This window comes from Mycolicibacterium phocaicum, assembly GCF_010731115.1.
GTDB classification, from domain to species: Bacteria; Actinomycetota; Actinomycetes; order Mycobacteriales; family Mycobacteriaceae; genus Mycobacterium; species Mycobacterium phocaicum.
Genome location: NZ_AP022616.1, coordinates 5,133,935 through 5,154,166 on the forward strand (window position 1 = coordinate 5,133,935; position 20,232 = coordinate 5,154,166).

General features: G+C 65.6%; 17 protein-coding genes and 5 pseudogenes. 15 read left to right on the plus strand and 7 right to left on the minus strand.

The genetic code is table 11. The annotated features are described in order from the left end of the window. The gene (gene glmS / locus G6N46_RS24675) at positions 1-1,869 is read left to right on the plus strand and encodes a glutamine--fructose-6-phosphate transaminase (isomerizing) (RefSeq protein WP_138250400.1); all 1,869 of its coding nucleotides are present in this window, start codon (positions 1-3) and stop codon (positions 1,867-1,869) included. A 122-nt stretch (positions 1,870-1,991) separates the two neighbouring features. Continuing rightward, complete coding sequence (locus tag G6N46_RS24680) at positions 1,992-3,434, plus strand: GGDEF domain-containing protein (RefSeq protein ID WP_138250399.1); 1,443 nt, start codon at positions 1,992-1,994, stop codon at positions 3,432-3,434. Here G6N46_RS24680 and G6N46_RS28855 read toward each other — a convergent pair. The 3 genes and pseudogenes from G6N46_RS28855 to G6N46_RS24690 all read right to left on the minus strand — a co-directional run. Then, a pseudogene (locus G6N46_RS28855) lies at positions 3,431-3,637 on the minus strand (HNH endonuclease); the annotation flags it as partial. The gene G6N46_RS24680 and the pseudogene G6N46_RS28855 overlap by 4 nt on opposite strands. Positions 3,638-3,743: 106 nt before the next feature. Next, positions 3,744-5,180: a group II intron reverse transcriptase/maturase gene (gene ltrA / locus G6N46_RS24685; protein ID WP_061000203.1), complete on the minus strand. Its 1,437-nt coding sequence runs from the start codon at positions 5,178-5,180 to the stop codon at positions 3,744-3,746. Positions 5,181-5,722: 542 nt separating this feature from the next. Beyond that, entirely contained in the window at positions 5,723-6,562 is an 840-nt protein-coding gene (locus G6N46_RS24690; RefSeq protein ID WP_322790407.1) for a DUF222 domain-containing protein, read from the minus strand. 95 nt (positions 6,563-6,657) lie between these two features. On the opposite strand from G6N46_RS24690, the gene G6N46_RS24695 reads away from it, so the two are divergent. The 11 genes and pseudogenes from G6N46_RS24695 to G6N46_RS29130 all read left to right on the plus strand — a co-directional run bounded on the left by G6N46_RS24695 (position 6,658) and on the right by G6N46_RS29130 (position 16,123). Beyond that, entirely contained in the window at positions 6,658-7,395 is a 738-nt protein-coding gene (locus G6N46_RS24695) for a TnsA-like heteromeric transposase endonuclease subunit (RefSeq protein ID WP_234880755.1), read from the plus strand. Between the two features lie 125 nt (positions 7,396-7,520). Beyond that, positions 7,521-9,484, plus strand: a pseudogene (locus G6N46_RS24700) (Mu transposase C-terminal domain-containing protein). Continuing rightward, positions 9,472-10,487: pseudogene (locus tag G6N46_RS24705) on the plus strand (TniB family NTP-binding protein). Before G6N46_RS24700 ends, G6N46_RS24705 begins: the two co-directional pseudogenes overlap by 13 nt. Before the next feature lie 327 nt (positions 10,488-10,814). Then, a complete protein-coding gene (locus G6N46_RS29125; RefSeq protein ID WP_235688671.1) occupies positions 10,815-11,348 on the plus strand; it encodes a hypothetical protein in 534 nt (177 codons plus the stop codon). A gap of 132 nt (positions 11,349-11,480) precedes the next feature. Continuing rightward, a complete protein-coding gene (locus tag G6N46_RS24715; protein WP_163692579.1) occupies positions 11,481-11,759 on the plus strand; it encodes a type VII secretion target in 279 nt (92 codons plus the stop codon). A gap of 1 nt (position 11,760) precedes the next feature. Continuing rightward, complete coding sequence (locus G6N46_RS24720; RefSeq protein ID WP_138250395.1) at positions 11,761-12,474, plus strand: hypothetical protein; 714 nt, start codon at positions 11,761-11,763, stop codon at positions 12,472-12,474. A gap of 15 nt (positions 12,475-12,489) precedes the next feature. Continuing rightward, positions 12,490-12,825: a hypothetical protein gene (locus G6N46_RS24725; RefSeq protein WP_138250394.1), complete on the plus strand. Its 336-nt coding sequence runs from the start codon at positions 12,490-12,492 to the stop codon at positions 12,823-12,825. A 645-nt stretch (positions 12,826-13,470) separates the two neighbouring features. Continuing rightward, complete coding sequence (locus G6N46_RS24730) at positions 13,471-14,055, plus strand: DUF1942 domain-containing protein (protein WP_174814107.1); 585 nt, start codon at positions 13,471-13,473, stop codon at positions 14,053-14,055. A 131-nt stretch (positions 14,056-14,186) separates the two neighbouring features. Further along, positions 14,187-14,569, plus strand: a pseudogene (locus G6N46_RS24735) (BlaI/MecI/CopY family transcriptional regulator). Beyond that, positions 14,566-15,504: a M56 family metallopeptidase gene (locus G6N46_RS24740; RefSeq protein WP_138250391.1), complete on the plus strand. Its 939-nt coding sequence runs from the start codon at positions 14,566-14,568 to the stop codon at positions 15,502-15,504. Before G6N46_RS24735 ends, G6N46_RS24740 begins: the two are co-directional and overlap by 4 nt. A 31-nt stretch (positions 15,505-15,535) precedes the next feature. After that, positions 15,536-16,123, plus strand: a pseudogene (locus tag G6N46_RS29130) (hypothetical protein). Between the two features lie 22 nt (positions 16,124-16,145). Here the strand turns inward: G6N46_RS29130 and G6N46_RS28875 are convergent. Beyond that, complete coding sequence (locus G6N46_RS28875; protein WP_235688659.1) at positions 16,146-16,556, minus strand: hypothetical protein; 411 nt, start codon at positions 16,554-16,556, stop codon at positions 16,146-16,148. 432 nt (positions 16,557-16,988) lie between these two features. Here G6N46_RS28875 and G6N46_RS24755 point away from each other — a divergent pair, with 432 nt between their 5' ends. Beyond that, positions 16,989-17,279 (plus strand): transposase, encoded by a 291-nt coding sequence (locus G6N46_RS24755; protein ID WP_103850853.1) that lies wholly within the window; start codon positions 16,989-16,991, stop codon positions 17,277-17,279. Next, entirely contained in the window at positions 17,276-18,211 is a 936-nt protein-coding gene (locus tag G6N46_RS24760) for an IS3 family transposase (RefSeq protein WP_103850854.1), read from the plus strand. Before G6N46_RS24755 ends, G6N46_RS24760 begins: the two co-directional genes overlap by 4 nt. On the opposite strand, the gene G6N46_RS24765 is transcribed toward G6N46_RS24760, so the two are convergent. The 3 genes from G6N46_RS24765 to G6N46_RS24775 all read right to left on the minus strand — a co-directional run bounded on the left by G6N46_RS24765 (position 18,192) and on the right by G6N46_RS24775 (position 20,214). Then, positions 18,192-18,401 (minus strand): hypothetical protein, encoded by a 210-nt coding sequence (locus tag G6N46_RS24765; RefSeq protein WP_138250388.1) that lies wholly within the window; start codon positions 18,399-18,401, stop codon positions 18,192-18,194. The genes G6N46_RS24760 and G6N46_RS24765 overlap by 20 nt on opposite strands. A gap of 442 nt (positions 18,402-18,843) precedes the next feature. After that, positions 18,844-19,131 (minus strand): hypothetical protein, encoded by a 288-nt coding sequence (locus G6N46_RS24770; RefSeq protein WP_138250387.1) that lies wholly within the window; start codon positions 19,129-19,131, stop codon positions 18,844-18,846. 324 nt (positions 19,132-19,455) lie between these two features. Next, complete coding sequence (locus tag G6N46_RS24775; protein ID WP_138250386.1) at positions 19,456-20,214, minus strand: DeoR/GlpR family DNA-binding transcription regulator; 759 nt, start codon at positions 20,212-20,214, stop codon at positions 19,456-19,458. Between the last annotated feature and the right edge of the window lie 18 nt (positions 20,215-20,232).

Below are 20,232 nucleotides of genomic sequence, written 5' to 3' on the forward strand. Positions count from 1 at the left end.
ATGTGTGGAATCGTCGGCTATGTCGGGCAACGGCCGGCCCGCGACATCGTGGTCGACGCGCTGCGACGGATGGAATACCGCGGCTACGACTCGTCCGGTGTCGCTCTGGCCGATGGCCACGGGGGTCTGACCATCCGGCGGCGCGCCGGCCGACTGGCCAACCTGGAAGAGGCGCTGGCCGAAACCGATGCTGCCCAGCTCGAAGGCACCACCGGTATGGGGCACACCCGCTGGGCGACCCATGGGCGTCCCACCGACCGCAACGCGCATCCGCACAGCGATGCCAGCGGCAAGCTCGCGGTGGTCCACAACGGCATCATCGAGAATTTCGCCGGTCTGCGAGCCGAGCTCGAGGCCGCCGGCGTCGAGTTCCAGAGCGACACCGACTCCGAGGTCGCCGTCCACCTGGTGGCGCAGGCCTACCGGAACGGGCCGACAGCCGGTGACTTCGTCGCCTCGGTGCTGGCGGTGCTGCGCCGGCTGGAGGGCCACTTCACGCTCGTGTTCTCCAACGCCGACGAGCCGGGCACCATCATCGCGGCCCGCCGCTCCACGCCGCTGGTGGTCGGGGTCGGCGACGGCGAGATGTTCATCGGCTCCGATGTCGCGGCCTTCATCGAGTACACGCGCGACGCCGTCGAACTCGGACAGGACCAGGCCGTGGTGATCACCGCTGACGGCTACCAGGTGCTGGACTTCGACGGCAACGACGCGTCCGACCGTGCGCGCCCGTTCCACATCGACTGGGACCTGTCGGCCGCCGAAAAGGGTGGCTACGACTACTTCATGTACAAGGAGATCGCCGAGCAGCCCACGGCCGTCTCCGACACGCTGCTCGGCCACTTCGTCGACGGCAAGATCGTGCTCGACGAGCAGCGGCTGTCCGACCAGGAACTGCGCGATGTCGACAAGGTCTTCATCGTCGCCTGCGGAACCGCGTACCACTCCGGCCTGCTCGCCAAGTACGCCATCGAGCACTGGACCCGGCTGCCGGTCGAGGTCGAGCTGGCCAGCGAGTTCCGCTACCGCGACCCGGTGCTGGACCGCAGCACGCTGGTGATCGCCATCTCGCAGTCCGGCGAGACCGCCGACACCCTGGAGGCCGTCCGGCACGCCAAGGGCCAGAAGGCCAAGGTGCTGGCGATCTGCAACACCAACGGTTCGCAGATTCCGCGCGAGGCCGACGCCGTGCTCTACACCCGGGCCGGGCCGGAGATCGGCGTTGCCGCGACCAAGACGTTCCTGGCTCAGGTGGCTGCCAACTACCTGGTGGGCCTGGCGCTGGCGCAGGCGCGCGGCACCAAGTACCCGGACGAGGTCGCCCGCGAGTACCGCGAGCTGGAGGCGATGCCGGCGTTGGTCGAGCAGGTGCTCGAGCGGCTGGACCCGATCGCCGATCTGGGCCGGCAGTTCGCGCAGTCGCCGACCATCCTGTTCCTCGGTCGGCACGTCGGCTATCCGGTGGCCCTCGAGGGTGCGCTCAAGCTCAAGGAGCTGGCGTACATGCACGCCGAGGGCTTTGCCGCCGGCGAGCTCAAGCACGGTCCCATCGCGCTGATCGACGACGATCTGCCGGTGATCGTGGTGATGCCGTCGCCCAAGGGCTCGTCGATGCTGCACGCCAAGCTGCTGAGCAACATCCGCGAGATTCAGGCCCGTGGGGCGGTCACCATTGTCATCGCCGAGGAAGGCGACGAGACGGTGCGCCCGTACGCGGACTACATCTTCGAGCTGCCGACGACCTCGACGCTGTTCCAGCCCCTGCTGTCGACCATCCCGCTGCAGGTGTTCGCCGCGTCGGTGGCCCGCGAACGCGGATATGACGTGGACAAGCCGCGGAACCTGGCGAAGTCGGTCACCGTCGAGTAGCTCCGTATCGACTCGTTCGCTGGCATGAAAGATGCCTATGCCCTAGCATGGGAAATCGCAGGTCAACCGCGTCCGCACTTTGGGCTGAAATATTAGCTGCGGAAGCGGTTGAATGCGGGTGAGTGTCAGTCGAAGGTGTTCGTCGTGAGGGCCGTGGATTGTTGCTGGATGCTGCTGCGCGCCACGCCACGGTCCGATTGGTCCGCGAATGGTGGCACACGCCGACCGACTACGCGGCGCAGGTCGAGTACTTCGCCAAACGGTCACTGACCGGGCTGATCCAGTTCCTCGTCGGGCTCGGCGTCGGCATGGTCGGTTTGATCGTCATGATTGCCCAATGGTCCGTTGACCAGCCCGCAGGTGTGGCGGTCCGGGCTGTGTCGGTCGTGTTCATCACGGCGATGTACGTGTGGAGCTGGGTGTGGTGGCTGCGGCCGTGGCCGTCGTACCGGCTGTCGCGCGCGTTCATCATCAACGTCGACGTCGGCGTCACCGTGGTCACTCTGCTCAACCAGAAGGTGCTGTCCGGCATGTTCGGGCTGAGTGCGCTGCTGTTGGTGTCGTTCTACATCATCTTCTTCGACGGCCCGAAAGCTCTTGCCGTACACAGTTGTTGGGCGGTGTCGTCGATCGCGGCGATTTCCGTCGAGATCGCGATGATCAGCGGCGGCGATCCGGTGCTGGCGTTCGTGAAGTTGTTGTCCGGCGGGGCACTCGCGGTGGCACCGATCGCCGCCCACTTCGGCATCTGGGTGCTGCGCAATGAGGCCAACGAGGCCTCGAACGACCCATTGACCGGATTGCTGAACCGCCGCGGTCTCAATCTCCACATCGACGACCTGCTGCGTGGTCACCGCAAGCGCACAGCCGACGTCGTGGTCATCGTGATCGACCTCGACCGGTTCAAAGTCGTCAACGACCGGTTTGGCCATGGTGTCGGCGACGAGGTGCTGGTGCGCTGCGCCCACCGGCTGGAGTCCGCGGTGCACGGCGGCGCGCTCGTGGCGCGAGTAGGGGGCGAGGAGTTCGTCGTCGTCGACGTCCTGCAGCCGGGGGACTGGGCGTCCGTGGCCGACCGGATCCGGGTCGCGCTGTGCGGCCGCGGCGACCACGCGCCGATCACGGCGAGCATCGGTATCACCGCCGCGGCGATCACCCACTTCGCCGAATCGGGGTGCGACCACGCGGAACTGCTCGGCGATCTGGTCGCCCGTGCGGACGAGGCGATGTTCGTCGCCAAGCGTGGCGGCGGCAACGCCGTCAGCTACTGCCGTCGATGCCCGACGCGGTTCGGACATCGCGGTGAACCGTTCGCGATCCACCCACGCGCGGTGCGGCGTCGCAGTGTAGATCGCCGAAAGAACCAACACTCCATAACCGGCCGTCCCGGCGGACAACAGGATTGGGCCTCGGGTCACACGTCCATAACTCGGCCTGTGCTCCAGAATGGTGGCGCCTCGTCGAGCCGCTCCGGGTGCGGGCCTGCCGCTGCGCCGCCGAAGCGGCAGGCCCGCGATGCGTGTTCACTGTTGAGTTGTCAAGGTGCGCAATGCTTTAGGTGTTAGGCGGCTGTGTCGAGTCGCATGGTGCGGCGGTTGTAGGCGGGGATGGGTTTTCGGTGTGGGTCGACGGTGGCTGGTGGGATGAGCCAGGGGTGTCGGTCGAGGCCCATGACGACGTCCCAGCCGTCGTGGTGGATGTTGGCGTGGCAGGCTGGGCACAGTAGGCAGCCGTTGCCCAGACTGGTTTCGCCGTGGTGGGTCCAGTAGGCGTCGGCGGCGGGCGTAGTGTCCGGGCTTGTCGCCCGGGCTATTTCCCGCCGCCGCGCCCCCGAACCGGACGTGCGATTCTCACCGCATCCGGCTCTCCGTAGGTCAAGCTGGGACGGCGCTTGATGGTGCCCAGGGTGTGGGGATTTTCGAGCCCCGGTAGCGGTAGCGCTGGATGCGCATCGTGGTGGGGTCGTAGAGCCGAACACCGTTGTATTCCGGCCACTTACGCACGTGGTAGCTGGCCCACAGGGCCCGTTTGTAGGTGCGTGGGTGTTTATGCATCAGCCAGCGCCACACCCGCCACCACAAGTAGTTGCGGATGTGGGAGTAAGCCCGGCTGGCTGAGCTGTGCCGGAAGTACTGGGCCCAGCCGCGAACCATCCGACTCAATCGCCTGAACATCTGGTCCGCGGATTGGTGGGTGATCCGTTTGGTCACCGTCTTGAGTTTGTGTCGCATTGTCTGCAGCGAGGTCCGCGACGGGTAGCTGTAGACGTATGACCGGGTGCTTCCCCTCTGGGTGTGCCGCTGGATGTGGAATCCCAGGAAGTCGAAGCCCTCGTCGATATGGACGACCTGCGTCTTGGCCGGGGCCAGCCGCAGCCCCATCGGTGCCAGCAGGTCGGCCATGTCCTCCCACAGGTGTTCGGCGTGCCCGCGTTGACCGAAGACCAGAACGACGAAGTCATCGGCGTACCGCACGAGGTGGTACGTCGCTGCGCCGCGTTGGCGGTGGCTACGGCGGGCCGAGGCGTCCCGGTGGGTCGCCCATCGGGCATCGAAGTGATCATCGATGACCGATAAGGCGATGTTGGCCAGTAGCGGCGAAAGGATGCCGCCCTGGGGAGTTCCGGAGTAGGTGTCATAGGTGGTGCCGTCGGTGTCGAGCACTCCGGCCTTCAGGAATGCTTTCACCAACCGCAGGATGCGTGTGTCGCCGATCCGGCCACGTACCCGCTGCAGCAGGGCGCTGTGGTCGATCTCGTCGAAACACGCCGCGATGTCAGCTTCGAACACCCACTCGTAGCCTTCACGAGCGAACTTTCGAATGTCCTCGATCGCGTCTTGTGCCCGTCGCCCTGGCCGGAAGCCGTAACTCGAATCGGAGAAGTCCGTTTCGAATATTGGCTCCAGCACCAGCTTCAGCGACGCCTGTACCACCCGATCGGCCACGGTCGGGATACCGAGCTTGCGGACCTTGCCGCCGCTTTTGGGTATCTCCACTCGCCGCACCGGTACTGGTCGAAAAGCACCGGAGCGCAACGCTTCCCGCAATTCTTCCAGAAACCCGGCAACGCCATCGGCTCGCGCCTCGATGCTGCCGGCGGTGCGTTTGTCGATCCCCGCACTGCGGGCACCGGTGTTCTCCCGGACCCGTGACCACGCCACCGCGAGGAAACACGGATCCGCCGCGAGGTTGAACAGATCATCAAACCGACGACCACGATCGGCCGCCGCCCAACAGTGCAGTTTGGTTTGCATCCTCAGTACCCGCCGGTGCGCCACCAACGGCAGCTCCAGCGCGGCACCGATATTCATCGGCGCATCTCCTGACATGGCAATCCCCAATCTGCGTGTCCTACTGCCGCCCTTCCCGATGTGGCCGGCTTTCCCGACCTCGCAGTACTACGGCGGCTCCGCCCCATCCCGATGCTGTTGGTGGGCATCGACACCTACCCGCCGCACCCCTGGCCGGGATGCGGGTAGGGAAGCACCCGGATGGTTCCCGTGTTCACGTGTCTCCGATTGGCGAGTCCGGCACCCAGCTTTGCCCCGGTGGCCCCGGTGGGTACGCCACAGACCATTCCCCACCAGCTGCCGCTCACCCCAGGCCGAGACGAGCGGCGGACGCGTCCGTCTACATCACTTCCGCGTGCACCACACACCAGTCCGATATCCACCAGGTTTACAGACCGGTTCCACATAACGAGGGTTCTGACACTGGTTCCTCACGTATGCCCTCTCACCGCGCTCACCACGCGCCGCGTCATCTGGCAGTGCTGACGCGCCGTGGCTTTGTCAGGGCCGCTTGCCACCCAATCTTTCTCGATCCCTTCAGGATTGGGCTGCCCTCAGCTTTATCAGGCCGCTGTGACGGCCCGATATCGGAGGTCTTTCACCTCCGATCGGAAAACACGCGCCTCACGGCGCACGTGCACGATGTGGTGGGCGTGGGTGCGTCCGGGTGGGGCGCCGCATTTGATGCAGCACTGATCGCGCAGATATAGCGCTTTGCGTAGGTGCGGTGGGAACAGGCGTTTCTCGCGGCTCATGTCGAGGGGTACGTGTTCGCCGTCGACGATGATCGTGGTGACGGTGGTGTCGCAGGTGAGCCGGTCCAGGGTCATGGTGCTGATCGATCCGATGAATTCCAGCGTGGCCAGGTCCGGAGTGTCGGCGGGCACCGTCACCAACAACTGCGTCCGCGGCGCCGACGCGACATCCCCGCCGCGGGCGGCGATGTCCAACACCGCCTCCAGCGCATCAGCGCGCCGTCTGCCGGCCGTGCGGGTGTCGGGGCTGCCGTCGGGTTCGGGCCGCGGCGCCGACAGTTCTTCCATCGCCGCGATGTATTTGGCGCCGACTTCGGCATCCAGGTCCGCGCGGACCTGGACCCTGCCGTCGCTGGTGATGCGGTGTTCGGCGGTGTTGATCGAGCGGTCCTCGGCGGCCGGCAGCCCACCCTCGGCGGCCGCGTGCCGGTTGCCCAACCGCCGGGCCCGGTCGGCGATCGCCGCGGGGGTGGCGCCGGAGAAGAACTGCCCCAGCAGGTCGGTCACCTGCGCAAACCGGGCCGCCTCATCCACTGGACCTGGCGAGCGGGCTCGTATGTGGTTGATGCCTTTGACGATCGCATCGACATGTTCACCGGAGATCGCCCCGTCGCCGGCGTGCGCCGAGAGCGTGGGCAGCGCCGGCAGCTGTCCGTTCTCATTTGATCTGTTGTTTTCTCAAATGAGCTGATATATCGGCGTGCCTTTCTCATTTGACCTGATACAGGCATTATCTTTGGGGCATGTCGACGCTGGCTGTGGGTGCCCGGGTCGATTCGTTCTGCGGCGCTGAGCTGGAGGTCGCCATGGATGGTCAGCGCTCCCGGCTGCCGTTGGAGCGAGCCTGTGCGATCGGTTTCGATACCGATTGCGGTCCGGTCCGGCGGTTTCCTTCGTTTCGCGGGCAACGCAATTTTCCTGGTTCGTGGTGGTTGACCGGTACTCGCACCCATGTCGGTTATGAATCGTGGCTGGAGCGCGATCATGTGATGGCTTTTGACGCCGACCCTGATGTCATTGGCGTTGCCTCGCAACCGTTTCGGATTCATTGGCCCGATGGGCGCCATCATGTTCCGGACTTCTACGTCCGGCGCTCTGATGGCACCGTGTTGATCGTTGACGTTCGCGCTGATGACCGCATTAAGCCGGCCGACGCCGAACTGTTTGCCTGGTCCGAGGTGGCGTGCTCGGCCGTGGGTTGGCGTTATCGCCGCGTCGGTGCGCTCGATCCCATCCTGGCGGCCAACCTGCGGTGGCTGTCGGGTTACCGGCATTCGCGGGTGCTGCGCCCGGGCCTGGCGGCCGAGCTGCTCGCACATTTCGCCCAGGAGCGGCCGTTGCTGGCGGGCGCGAAGGCGGTCGGCAACCAGGTAGCGGCGTTACCTGTGCTGTTTCACTTGTTGTGGCACCGGCGGTTGGTGGCGGATTTGACGCTGTCGGTGCTCGACGATCAGACCTCCGTGGTCGCGGCCGCAGCATGACCAGTGGGCGCAGCGGCGTGATCGGGGTGGGCGACGAAATCCGGTTGGGTGCACAGGTTTTCACCGTCGCTACCCTGTCAGGTCAGACAGTCCGGCTGATCGACGCGGTGGGCGAACGTCGCGTGATGTCGTTGTCGGCGCTGTTGGCTGATCCCTCGTTGGCGGTGCTGGCTGGGTCGCGGCCGGCGTTGTGGTCGGCAGCCGTGCTTGATGGTGTTCCTGATGAGGTCGCCCGCCGTGCCCAGTGGTGGGAGCGGCACGTGGTGGAGGTGTTGACCGGCCGCCCCCCTGGCATCGAACCGGGATGGGCGCCCCGGCCACAGTTCGATCCGGCGACGCGTTCGTTGCGCCAACGTGAGATCGCCAAGCTCGCCGAATTGCACGCGGCCGGCGAGGAGATGACGTTGCTGACGTTGCAGCGCCAGCGCCGCCGGTATGAGGATATGGGCCTGCTGGGCCTTGTCGACGGCCGCTACCGGGCGCGCCGCCCGGTGTTAGGCCGCGTCGATGAGCGCGTGGTCGCGGTGGTGCGGCGGCTGATCGACGAGGAAACCGACATGTCGACCGGCACGGTAAGCCGGCTGCGCCGCCGCGTGGAAAAGGCCCTGGTAGCCGAATACGGGCCCGAGAACGCGCCGAAAGTCCCGGCGCAGGCCACGTTCTATCGGCTGGTTAACCGCCTCGCTGAGGGCCGGCACACCTTCGGATCGGCGCGTACGCGCCGATCGCTGGCCAAACAACCCGAGGGCCCATTCGGCGCGGTGACGGTTGCCCGCCCAGGTGAGATGGTCGAGATTGATTCGACGCCACTGGATGTGCGGGTCGTCCTTGACGACGGTGTGGTCGATCGGGTTGAGCTGACCGCCATGGTCGATAGCGCAACCCGCACGATTGTGGCGGCGGTGTTGCGGCCCACGACCAAGTCGGTTGATGCCGCGCTGCTGTTGGCGAGGGCCTTGACCCCCGAGCCGATGCGTCCCGGATGGTCGGACGCGCTGCGGATGTCGCGGTCGGTGCTGCCGCACCGCAGCCTCACCGATGTCGACCAGCGCCTAGCCGATGCCGCCGCACGGCCGGTGATCGCTCCCGAAACGATCGTGTTCGATCACGGGAAAGCGTTTCTGTCACAAACATTTCGGCAGGCCTGCTGCTCATTGGGTATCAATCTGCAGCCCGCGCACCCCGACACCCCCACCGATAAGCCGAAAGTGGAACGCACTCTGCAGTCGGTGGCGACGTTGTTCGCCCAGCACGTCGCGGGCTACGTCGGTTCCAGCGTCGAATACCGGGGCAAGAACGCCGACCAGCAGGCGGTCTGGTCGATGCTGGAACTGCAAGCGCTCCTGGATGAGTGGATCGTCGCGGTGTGGCAGAACCGCCCCCACGATGGGTTGCGTGATCCGGTGACGCCAGGAAAGGCGTTGACCCCCAACGAAAAATACGCGGCATTGGTGGAGATCGCCGGGTACGTGCCGGTGCCGTTGTCGGCCGATGACTACATCGAGCTGCTGCCGACCACCTGGCGCACGATCAACTCCTACGGGATCCGGGTCAACAACCGCACCTACGATGCCCGCGCATTGAACCCCTACCGTCGGCAAGACTCCGGCGTGCGATCGCATAACGGCCAGTGGGAAGTGCATTACGACCCTACGACGTGTCGCGGATCTGGGTGCGTAATCACCACGACGGCGGGTGGATCACCGCCGTATGGAAACACCTGCGCAGCACGCCCGTTCCTTTCGGTGAAGCGGCGTGGCGCCAGGCCCGCATCATCGTTGCCCAGCGCGGCCGCGACCACGTCACCGAATCGGAGATCGCCGCCGCGGCCGACGCCCTTCTTGATCGCGCGCAACACGGCCCCACCGGCGACGATGAAACACCGCCACCGGCAAGTTCAGCGGCGCGACGAACTGCGGCGCGCACCCGCGCCACCGGCGATCCGTCATGGCCACGCCCCGCGGTTGAGGCGTCGGAGGCTGCTGTGCCCGCTGGGCCGCAGGAATTCGATGAGGATGACGACATCGCCGAGGTCATTCCGCTGCCCGTGTTCGATGCCCGTAAGGAGGCTGAGCAATGGCGTTGGTGAGCCCGATCAGTCAGCTCGAAGATCGACGACAACCCACCACCACTTTGGAGGGCTGGCGGCGGTTCATCGATGCCGACCGACCCGAGTTCACGCTGCTACCGGAGCAGGAATGGGCGGGGCTGGACGATGTGAGCCGGATGGCCTACAACGAGGCGCGGGTGGCCCATCACTCCGAACTTGTGGTGGTCACTACCTCGGCGATCCAGAAGATCACCAACGAAGGCCAGTTGCTGACGCTGCTCAATCAGCGCGAGATCGGCGCCCGGCGCGGGCTGATTGTTTCCGGTGGCGCCGCGACCGGAAAGACCACCGCGATCAAACAACTCGGCCGTTTCCACGAGCTGCGGATACGGGCCCGTTTCACTGACACCGCCCGCATCCCGGTCGTCTATGTGACCGCACCCCCGAAAGGATCGCCCCGCAAGCTGGCGATGGAATTCGCCCGGTTCCTCGGGCTGCCGCCGGTCCGGTCGCGGATGAATGTCACTGATATCGCTGACGCGGTCTGCCAGGTGCTCATCGACGCCCGCACCGATGTGGTCGTGGTTGATGAGATTCATAACCTGAACCTCGATACTCGTGCCGGAGAAGAACTTTCCGACCATTTGAAGTACTTCACCGAGCACCTGCCCGCCACGTTCATCTACGCCGGGATCGATGTGGAACGCTCTGGGTGTTCACCGGCACCCGGGGCCGGCAACTCGCCGGCAGGTGCGCGGTGATCAACACGTCCGCCTTCCCGTATGGCCAGGAGTGGAAACCGTTGGTCGCCGCCATGGAAAGTACGTTGCGGCTGCATCGCCACGAGCCTGGAACCCTGGTCAAGCAGGCCAAATACCTTCATCAGCGCACGGGCGGGATGATCGGCAGCCTGGCGCATTTGATCCGTTCGGCTGCGATCCGGGCGATGCTCGATCAAACCGAACAGATCACTCGTGAATCGATGGACAGTGTGCTCATCGACTACGCCGCCCAGACCTCCGCGCAGCGCAGCGCCAGCTGATCAGATATGACGGCGGTGAGTGTGCGCTGGCCCGAACCGGCTGTTCGGGCTCTACCGCGACCGGTCACCGCATTCCAGTTTGAAACCGTTCATTCCTTCATCACGCGGCTTGCGCACGCCAATCATGTTGCGCCACAGGACTTACGCGGATACGCCGCCCGCCCGGGTGACTACTATCCCAACACCGAGCGTCTCGGATTGCTCAGTGGATATCCGCCCGCGGTACTGCTGAACCGATTGCGGGGCCTGCGCCCGGATGAGCGTGACGCCACCCGTCAACGGGCACGATCACGGCCGGCGTGCCGCTGGTGTTGCGCCCGGCGCGGCGTGAACGAACCCGTTCACTGCTGGTTTCCCGACCACGTGACCGCGTGTTATCGCCATTACCGCTGGATCGGCCCGTCCGCGAACACCTGGGATGATCAAGTGTCACTGACCGGCCACCATGGCGTGATCGCCGCCGCCAGGAGGCACGCGCGCCTGCACCGGCTCCATCATCCCGACATCATCGAGGCCGCACTGAACGACGCACTGCGCATCGTCATGCGGCAGCGTCGCCTCGACGGCCAGCCCGAGTGCGATATCACCAACGCCAGCCCATCGGCACGATGGGCTACCGCCAAAGACGTACGCACACACCTGACGACCTACCCGCAGGTCATCACTGTCGCCGGAGCCATCATCGCCCATCGGCCACTACTGCTGAACGCCGGCAACGAAAACCTTGTCATCGCAGCGTTTCTCGCCCGTGCATACATGGCGTTCCACCCGAAGACTGACAGCGTCGAGGAAGCACTGCGGTGCTGGCTCTACGACCAACAGATCATCCGCCGCTCACGTCATGGCGCCCGCAATGGTTAGCCCCACACAGCGATCCGCGATCGGCTCACCTTGATGGCGACATCCTCGAGACCGGTGCCAACGCCCACCGCGTGGACGACAGCACTTAAAACACATACCGCCCCCGAGATCGCCGCACGTAGACTTGACTGTGTGGGGGACGTGATCGAAGTTGACAGTCAGGGATTGGGTGTGCTGGCCGCACAGTGCGACCAGGCGAGCAACGCGCTGAACATCGTCCCCGCTCCCATGGCGGGTCCGGCCCGCCAGGCTACCGCGACCGCAGTCGCTGGCGCCTACACCGACTTTCACGCCGCAGCTGGAGTTCTGGCCGCCCGAGCCACGTCAACGGGGTACAAGCTGCGCACCGCCAGTGGCCTCTACCACACGACCGACGACGAGTCTGCACAGAACTTGACGAGGGAGCTCTGAGATGCCGAACGTCAACACCGCTGGGCTGCCGGGCCTGTCGCAGATCACCGAATGGGACACCACGCACCTGCAGACCGCGGCCCGTGACTGGTCGGCGGCCGCGCAGCGATGGGAGGACCATTTCACCGTGATCCACCAGGGCACGCTCTCGCCAGGCGGCACCGTGTGGGAAGGACCCGCAGCCGATGCGGCGGCCGACCGGACTTTCGGCGACCTGGTGAAAGTGCGCGGTGCCGCCAACTGCTTGTACGACGCCGCGGGTGTTGCCCGCAACGGCGCCGATGAGCTGGCGTGGGCCAAAGGCCGTGTGCTGGAAGCGGTCACCGACGCCCAAGAGGCGCAGTTCGTCGTCACCGAGAACCTGTCGGTCAGCGACCCGACCACCACCGTGCTGATGCGCGGCTGGGAAACCCGGCAAGCACAGGCACAGGAGCATGCCGCCGAGATCGTTTCGCGAGCAACGATTCTCGCCGCGACGGACCGGGAGGTAGCCGGCAAAATCACGGCCGCGCTAGCCCCGCTGCGTGAGCTGCGGTTCGACGAGCCCACGGACTCTCCGGTCCAGTTGGACGGCTGGCACTCGGCGCCGCCGACGGGCATCGTGTGGTGCCGAGACCATCCTGGTGGCGGATTCATGTGCCGCGAATTGCTACCGAACGGCACGATCTCAATATTCGCGTCACCGACCGACATCAGTGGCCACTGGCCGGACTGACGAGAGGCACCCACGATGGATGGCAACGAACCACAATATGTGCTGGTAGTGCGGCCCCAGGCCAAGCAGCACACCGACCAGACGTGGACGGCCTGGTACCCGAAATCGGACTGGTCAGTGACCGGCACCACCAAATCCGAAGCGCTACAGGAACTCCGGAGCGAGTTCGAGCGGCGACTATCGGCTGGCCTGGCCAACAACGAGCCTGACGACGCGCTCCTGGCTGAGCACCTCGCCGCCCCTATTCCTGGGGTATACGCCATCGAGCACGCGGCCTATATGCGGATGCGCAGCGGCCCGAACTTCCAGCAGACACTCGACGCCTATATCGAGCAGTTGGACGCCGGGTAGCAACACCAACGCCAGATTGAGTGCAGTCTGGGTGGCTGGCCGGGCTGTCCCAGTTGAGGATGATGTGCTGGCCGCCGGCAAAGGCGCCCTGTGGTCATCACCCACCGCGACTCCACCATCTCCGTGGGTGGCCGATCTCGGTGATCCGCAGGCGGCCCGCATCTGGCTGTTGATGTGATGGGGCGGCGACTTCAGGGTCGATGCTGCTGCTTAACACCGTGGTTGCGTCCACTTGGTCGCCTAACGATAGACATGGAAGCAACCGTTCCCCATCCATCGGCGAAATGATCATATCCCCGGCGTGCAGGCTCGGAGAAGATCCGCTGGCAGTCTGGGGCGACCAAAATGGGTGCCGGCACGCTATACGCGCCAACCGATGTTGGCGCTGATGCCGCGGCGTCCCACTGACAGTGACATCGACCGACTGAAAAGCCTTTTCGCCCAACAGCACCGAGCCGCGGGTATCGGACGTCGACATCGCCGCCGCAGTCATGGCCATCACCGACAGCATGGCCCGAACCGAAATCGATCACATGACGCTGGGAGGCGGCCGCCCGCGCCGATCCGGCGCCGCAGCGCCGCACACCTGGTACTAATGTACGTAGTACGTACGTAGATTATGTGAGAGGGCGTGTTCAGGTGTACATGGTTCGACGGATGGTGGTGGCGGCAGCCGGGATGTTCGGCTTGGCGATGATGGGGGCACCGCTGGCCGCGGCGGCCGAGACGTGTCCGCATCAGATGGGGTCGGCGCAGCACCTGCCCGACGCCGGTGGCGGCGCGGCGGCCGACTGGACGCTGACCGGTCTGCACCCCAGCGCCGACCCGGCTCCCGGATACCCGCTGGCCGGGCGGTTGTGGGAGGCCACCGTGACGGTGCGGGCGGTGTCGGGTGCGGTGACTCCGATGATCCCGAACTTCAGCGCGATGGGTGAACAGCACGCCCAGTATCCGGTGTTGTGGCAGCTGGCCAGCCCGTCGGGTATCTCGGCGGCCACCCTCGCGCAGGGGCAGAGTGCCACGGGCAAGGTGTACTTCGACGTGACTGGGGCCGACCCGATGATGGTGACGTATTCCGCCGGTGGGCCCAAGCCGGCGATGATGTGGTGCGACATGGCGGCGATGGCGCCGATGATGTCCAAGCCGATGCCCATGCCGATGGACGACTGCCCCTGCTGCGACGGCGGCTGCGATTGCTGCGACAACAAAGGCATGAACAACGGAATGTAGGACCCGCGGCGCTGGGCACATCCGGCGCACCCGTTCTACTATGTAGCTACGTAGAACGATGCGGGACGGCGAGCATTCCGCTGCCCGGCCAGATGGGCGAGAAGCCACGACATGAATTTGAGGTGTGGGGCATGCGGGTTCGGGGTTTCGGGGAACTTGAAGCGGTCATCATGGACCGCATCTGGAACCGGACGAGGACTCGCCGACCACCGTGCGGGAGGTGTTCGACGAACTGGCCGCCGAGCGCGACATCGCGTACACCACGGTGATGTCGACGATGGACAACCTGCACACCAAGGGGTGGCTGACCCGGGACCGCCGCGGCAAGGCCTACCACTATCGGCCCGTCCTGACCCGTGAGGAGCACAGCGCCCGGCTGATGCGCGACGCGCTCGACGGCGGCGGCAACAGCGATCTGGTGCTGGCCCATTTCGTGGAGCACATGAGTGCCGAGGAGTCGGCGGAGCTGCGGGCCGCGTTGCGTCGCCTGGCCAAACGGGCGGACACCCCGTGAGCACGGTGGTGTGCCTGCTTGGCTACAGCCTCGCGGTGCTGCTGGCCGGGCCACCCGTGCTGCGCCGGCTCACCGCCGGCGGGCACGCGCCCCGCCTAGGGGCGGCGGCCTGGCTGACCGCGATCATCAGCGTCCTGGCCAGCTGGGTGGCCGCAGCCGCGATCACGATCGTCGAACTGGTCCGCCATTGGGGACATCTGGACCGCCTCATCGTCTCGTGCCTGATGTGGCTGTGCCGCGCGGCCAGCGGCGCCGTGGACAGCACGGCGCAGGCTGTGGTGATCGGTGCGCTCGCCGCGGCGGGCGCCGGTGCCGCGATCGCCGCGGTGCGGGTGGTGCGAGCAGCGGGTCTGCTGCGCCATCGTGCCCGCGAGCACGCCCGCGATGTGCGGCTGGTCGGGCGCGCGACCGCCGACGCCGATGTGGTGGTCATTGATGCGCCCCAGCCCGCGGCCTACTGCGTGACGGGCCGCCCGGGGGCCATCGTGTTCACCAGCGCCGCGCTGGCTGCGCTCGATGACCGCCAGCGCGCGGCGGTGCTGGCCCACGAACGCGCCCACTTGGCCGGGCACCATCTGACGGTGATGGTGGGGATGCGCGCCCTGGCCCGGGTTTTTCCCCGCCTGCTGCTGATCACCGAAGGCGTCCAACAGGTTTCGCGGCTGTTGGAGATGTGCGCCGACGATGTCGCGGTCCGCGATCATGGTGCTCGCGCGTTGCTGTCCGGGCTGATCGCGCTGTGCGGCGCGGCACCGGCCGAAGCCCTCGGGGCGGCCGATGTTGCCGTGCTGGACCGTGCTGCCCGCCTGACCGGGCCCGCCGGCACAGGGCTGGCGGCGCGGGCGGGTTTGGCCGCCGCGCTGGTGACGGTCATCGCAGGGCCACTGTTCATCGCCGCCTTGGCGGCATCGGGCACAGCGCTGTGCATGGGATAGGACCACATGTCGAGGTAAGGACGATCCGAAGATGGCCAGTGACACGACTTTTCGTTACCTGACCCGCCGAGCCGCCCTGGCGGCACTGGGGTTGGTGCCGTCGCGGGCCTGGCCTACGCAGTGCTCGGGATCGTCGAATCACCCCGGGCGTCCGGTTGACTGACGGCGCGATGATGGGGGTCGGCGGCGCCGACATGGCCCGCTACATGGAGATGTTCGCGCGGCACACCGAACTACGCCGCACCGTCGAGGACATTCCCGGCGGGTACGCACCACCACCGAATCCGGCGCCCCCGAACTGGCCGCCCAACTCAAAGCGCACGTGGCAAGCATGTACACCCACGTTGACCAGGGCAATGAGGTCATGTGCATGAGCGAGAGCCTGCCGACCCTGTTTCGGCACGCAGGCGGCTACCGCCGCCAACTGTCGTTCACCGACACCGGTGTGGTGGCCGAGGAAACCTCCGACGATCCTGCGATCACCGACGCGATCCGAGCCCACGCCCGGGAAGTGAGCGGCTTCGTGCGTGACGGCATGCCCGCCGGGATGCGGTCCACGATGGGCGATTCGGGATCGATGATGGGCCCCGGGCCCATGATGGGACCAGGAGGCCACTAGTAGTGGCCCCGGTGCGGCCGAGTCACTCGTCGCGCCCGAAAGCGTAGGTAGCCGGGATGGTTTCACCCGGTGCCGGCGCACCGTAGACGATGGCGATCTCGTCGTGGGCTTTCAGCAGGATCGCCGCTGGATTGCCGGACTGTAGTGCGCCGTTGACGAACACCCGCACATTCTTGCCGCCGCTAGCGTGTAACGCGCCAATGTTGATGGCCGACAGGCTGACCTGCCACTCGGAGAAGAATTCACCGAGGCTGAATTGCCGGCTGGCCGGCGATTCGACATGGATGACGCCGGTGTCGTCATGGGTATGCAGCGGGCTCATGGTGCGACGCTTCAAGTCGATGCCGATGTTCGCCGGCACCGGCACCGGCCGCCCGTCGACCAGTACATCGACATGGGCGTGAACGTGATCGACCATGCCCTCTTCACCCAACATCGGCAACCCGCCGCAGCCACAGCGCCGGCGGCATCACGTGGCGCGGGCCACGGCGGCATCCTGTTGGCGCCCACCGCCACCGTTGCGGCCGGGTGATCCAGGCCAGTCGCCGCCACCTTGGCGTGGTTGCGGGCATTGTGCGGTAGCCAGACGAACACCGCCGCGAGCACCGCCGCCGCCACAACAACGAATGCGCCGATCCAGACCCATCTGCCGCGGCGTCCGCCATCGCGCACATGCGCCATCGCTTTTCGCTGCGCCCGTTCGGCTTTCGCCGCATCTCGCGGATGCGTGGCTCCCATGCGGTCTCTCCGATCTCGCTACCTAGGCCAACTGGACACAGATACCGACGCCCCATATCGGCATCAAAGCTGGTGCTCCCGTGACCTTCCCCCGAGACCGTGGAGGCATCAGCTATAAGGAGTAGCGATGTCAGAGAAGCGGAAGAAGTACGACCGGGAGTTCCGTGAGGGGGCTGTTCGGATCGTCGAGGAGACGGGTAAGTCGATCGCGGCGGTGGCTCGGGATCTGGGGGTGAACGAGGGCACCCTGGGCAACTGGGTGACCCGGGCGCGGGAAGCGCGGGAAGGTCGCGGTGAGCTGTCCAAGGACGATGTTGCCGAGCTCAAGCGCCTGCGTGCCGAGGTGGCTGAGTTGCGGATGGAGCGTGATGTCCTCAAGCGATCAGTGGTCCTGTGGGTGAAGGAGGCGACGAAGTGAGCGTGGCACGCTTCATCGCCGACCAGAGGACCAAATACCGTGTGCCCCATACGATCACGTGCGCGCTGTTGGGTGTTGGTGTGTCGTGGTTCTATAAGTGGCTTGGCCGGGCCGGCAACCATGATGGGGTGCACACCGACACCGACCGGCGCCGCGTGGCACTCGATGAGGCAGTCAGCACCGCATTTGTCAGAGCAAAGGGGTTGCATGGGTCGCCGCGGCTGGTCGCTGACCTGCGGGATCTGGGCTGGCAGGTGTCGGAGAACACGGTGGCCGATTCGATGCGCCGTCAGGGGTTGGTGGCCCGCAAGATCCGTCGCCGGGGTGGCCTGACCCGCCAGGACCAGACGGCACCGAAGTTCCCTGACCTGGTCAAACGGGACTTCACTGCGGCCGCGCCGAACTGTAAATGGGTGGGCGATATGACCGAGATTCCCACCGAGTGCGGGCAGAAGCTGTATCTGGCGACGGTGATCGACCTCTACAGTCGGCGGTTGTTGGGGGCGGCGATGGGACTGCACCCGGATGCCGAGTTGGCGTGCGCGGCAATCAACATGGCCGTAGCTGCCCGCGGTGGCCGCCAAGCGATCTGGCGCGATGAGGAGTCCGAACGGGTCATATTTCACACCGATCGCGGCAGCACTTATACCGCGAAGGTGTTCACCACGTTGTGCCGGACCTTGGGTATTCGGCAGTCGATGGGCCGTGTGGGGTCGTGTTTCGATAACGCCGCCGCGGAAGCGTTCTTCTCTTCATTGGAATGGGAAGTGTTGTCCCGCAATATGTTCCGTGATACCGTTCATGCGCAGGCTGTGGTGATCGATTGGTGTTACACCTTCTACAATCACCAGCGTCGGCACAGCGCCGCCGATGGGTTATCGCCGGTCAACTACGAGATCAGGGAATCCAACATCACGCCGGAAGCGGCATAAGGAACCCTCCACGATCTCGGGGGAACCACACCCGCGCAGCCTTCAGCTCGGCGATTTCAGCCCGCAGCTGCGCCACCTCGGGACGCTCGGCCTCAGTGCCACTGTGGTTGCCGCGCATCATCATCCACAGCATCAACCCCATCCCGACCGGGCACGCCAAGGGCGCGATCGCCACCAGGAATTCACGCATCGCGACTCCTTCCCGCATCAAGACTTCTCTGACATCCGGAAACAGCACAATCTACTATCTCCGTACCTAGATAGTAGACAAGGCCCTTGCTCGCCGCCACCGAGCAATTGAGTGTCGTCAAAGACTTGGACCCTGTTTGTCATCGTGGATTCTGACCCCGAGTGGGTCGAGCAGACCGCCGAGGCCACCGAATCGTCCGGGCCGCGTTTGCGGTTCGGTCGCACGGGCATGACCGTGGGCATCCAACTTTTGAGAGCGGCCGTGTGGGACCGATATCGATGTTTGAGGATCCTGGTTGCTCCGACCTGGATGCGATGGTCGTTCGTTGAGCTGCTACAGAATAGGAGGACCAATCTGTATCGGATCAAATGAGAAACCACCAACCGCGCGGTTATCGATCCATCTGATACATCGCAGGTCAGCGCTGTGTAACTGCATCAGTTCAAATGAGAACGGACAGCAGCGCACCGCCGACGCGGATCAGCCGCTCGGCCACCGACGGTGCGCACCCCAGTGAGATCAGCAGTTCCCGCGGCGTGCGGCCCTGCGATGCGGCTACCCCGCAGCTGTTCAGCACCCCGGTCATCGTCGCGGCGAGATGGTCAACCACGCCTCGGGCGAGCAGCAGTGCCCGCATCGCGGTGACGGCGTCATCGCCTGCAAGGTTCTCGGGGATGACCACGTCACGCAGCTGGTCGAGAAGGGGGTTGAGATCCGGTGCGATTCCCATGCCCAATTGTATCGAACAAATGTTCGAACAGCAAGAGTCAATTTCGCACGTTCTGGTGATGTGTCAGGACATCGGTGACAGTTCATCTTGTCCAGCGTGGGAGCCGCGAGGTAGCCGGTTCAGCTCACTGCGCACTCGGTGGCGAGCCTGAATGAGCTGGGGCGAATGTGTGTTGACGCGATGCGTTCGCCAGTAGTCCCGGTGCGGACTTTGACGCGTGCAGGGGTGTCGACGTTGTCGAGGCTACGTTCAAGCGCATTGCGGAAGCCGGTCGGAAGGTATGCAGTGGTATCACGTTGGCAGACACGCGTATACGCTTGATACTCAGGCGCGCACCACCGACGGCCCTAACGCTTCATAGCGTGCCGCCTCCGTCACCGGCAGTTCTGTGCCGGTGACGATCGTCTCGAAGTCGGATACCTCGGCGAACCGGCAGAAGCTGGTCTCGCCGAATTTGGAATCGGCGGCAACTAGAATGCGCCGCGTCGCGACAGACACCGCTGTCTGCTTGACCGCGGCCACGGCAGGGTCCGGGGTGGTCAGCCCGTGCTCAGGCGTGATGCCGTTGGTGCCGAGGTAGGCGACATCGATGACCAGGCTGCGCAACCGCTCGACGGCCCAGTTGTCGACCGTCGCCAGGGTCCGTCCGCGCATCCGTCCGCCGAGCAGCAGCACCGTCACGGTCTCGCTGTGGGCGAGCGCCTCGGCGGCCAGCAGCGACGACGTCACCACTGTCAGCTGCTCGTCCGCCAGTCGCTCGGCGATCAGGCGCGGGGTGAAACCCTCATCCAGGTAAACGGTTTCGGCTCCGTGCAGCACGTCCGCGGCTGCGGCGGCGATCCGGTGTTTCTGGGCCAGGTCGACCTGGCTGCGGTACTCCACAGTCGATTCGAACGCTGCCGTTTCCAGCGGTATGGCTCCGCCGTGGACCCGTTTGAGCATGCGTCGCCCGGCCAGCACCTTCAGATCGCGGCGGATGGTCTCCGACGCGACGTTCAGTTCTTCGGCCAGCGCCAGCACCTCGACCCGCCCGCGGGTGCGGGCGAACTCGACGATGCGGCGCTGACGGCTGTCGGAATCCACGGATGACATTCTTGCGGG

What these genes read in the sequence shown, in the direction of transcription:
- glmS (WP_138250400.1), top strand. Translation starts at nt 1, where the DNA reads ATGTGTGGAATCGTCGGCTATGTCGGGCAACGGCCGGCCCGCGACATC.
- ltrA (WP_061000203.1), bottom strand. Translation starts at nt 5,180, where the DNA reads ATGAATATCGGTGCCGCGCTGGAGCTGCCGTTGGTGGCGCACCGGCGG.
- G6N46_RS24695 (WP_234880755.1), top strand. Translation starts at nt 6,658, where the DNA reads ATGTCGACGCTGGCTGTGGGTGCCCGGGTCGATTCGTTCTGCGGCGCT.
- G6N46_RS24720 (WP_138250395.1), top strand. Translation starts at nt 11,761, where the DNA reads ATGCCGAACGTCAACACCGCTGGGCTGCCGGGCCTGTCGCAGATCACC.
- G6N46_RS24725 (WP_138250394.1), top strand. Translation starts at nt 12,490, where the DNA reads ATGGATGGCAACGAACCACAATATGTGCTGGTAGTGCGGCCCCAGGCC.
- G6N46_RS24730 (WP_174814107.1), top strand. Translation starts at nt 13,471, where the DNA reads ATGGTTCGACGGATGGTGGTGGCGGCAGCCGGGATGTTCGGCTTGGCG.
- G6N46_RS24755 (WP_103850853.1), top strand. Translation starts at nt 16,989, where the DNA reads ATGTCAGAGAAGCGGAAGAAGTACGACCGGGAGTTCCGTGAGGGGGCT.
- G6N46_RS24765 (WP_138250388.1), bottom strand. Translation starts at nt 18,401, where the DNA reads ATGCGTGAATTCCTGGTGGCGATCGCGCCCTTGGCGTGCCCGGTCGGG.
- G6N46_RS24770 (WP_138250387.1), bottom strand. Translation starts at nt 19,131, where the DNA reads ATGGGAATCGCACCGGATCTCAACCCCCTTCTCGACCAGCTGCGTGAC.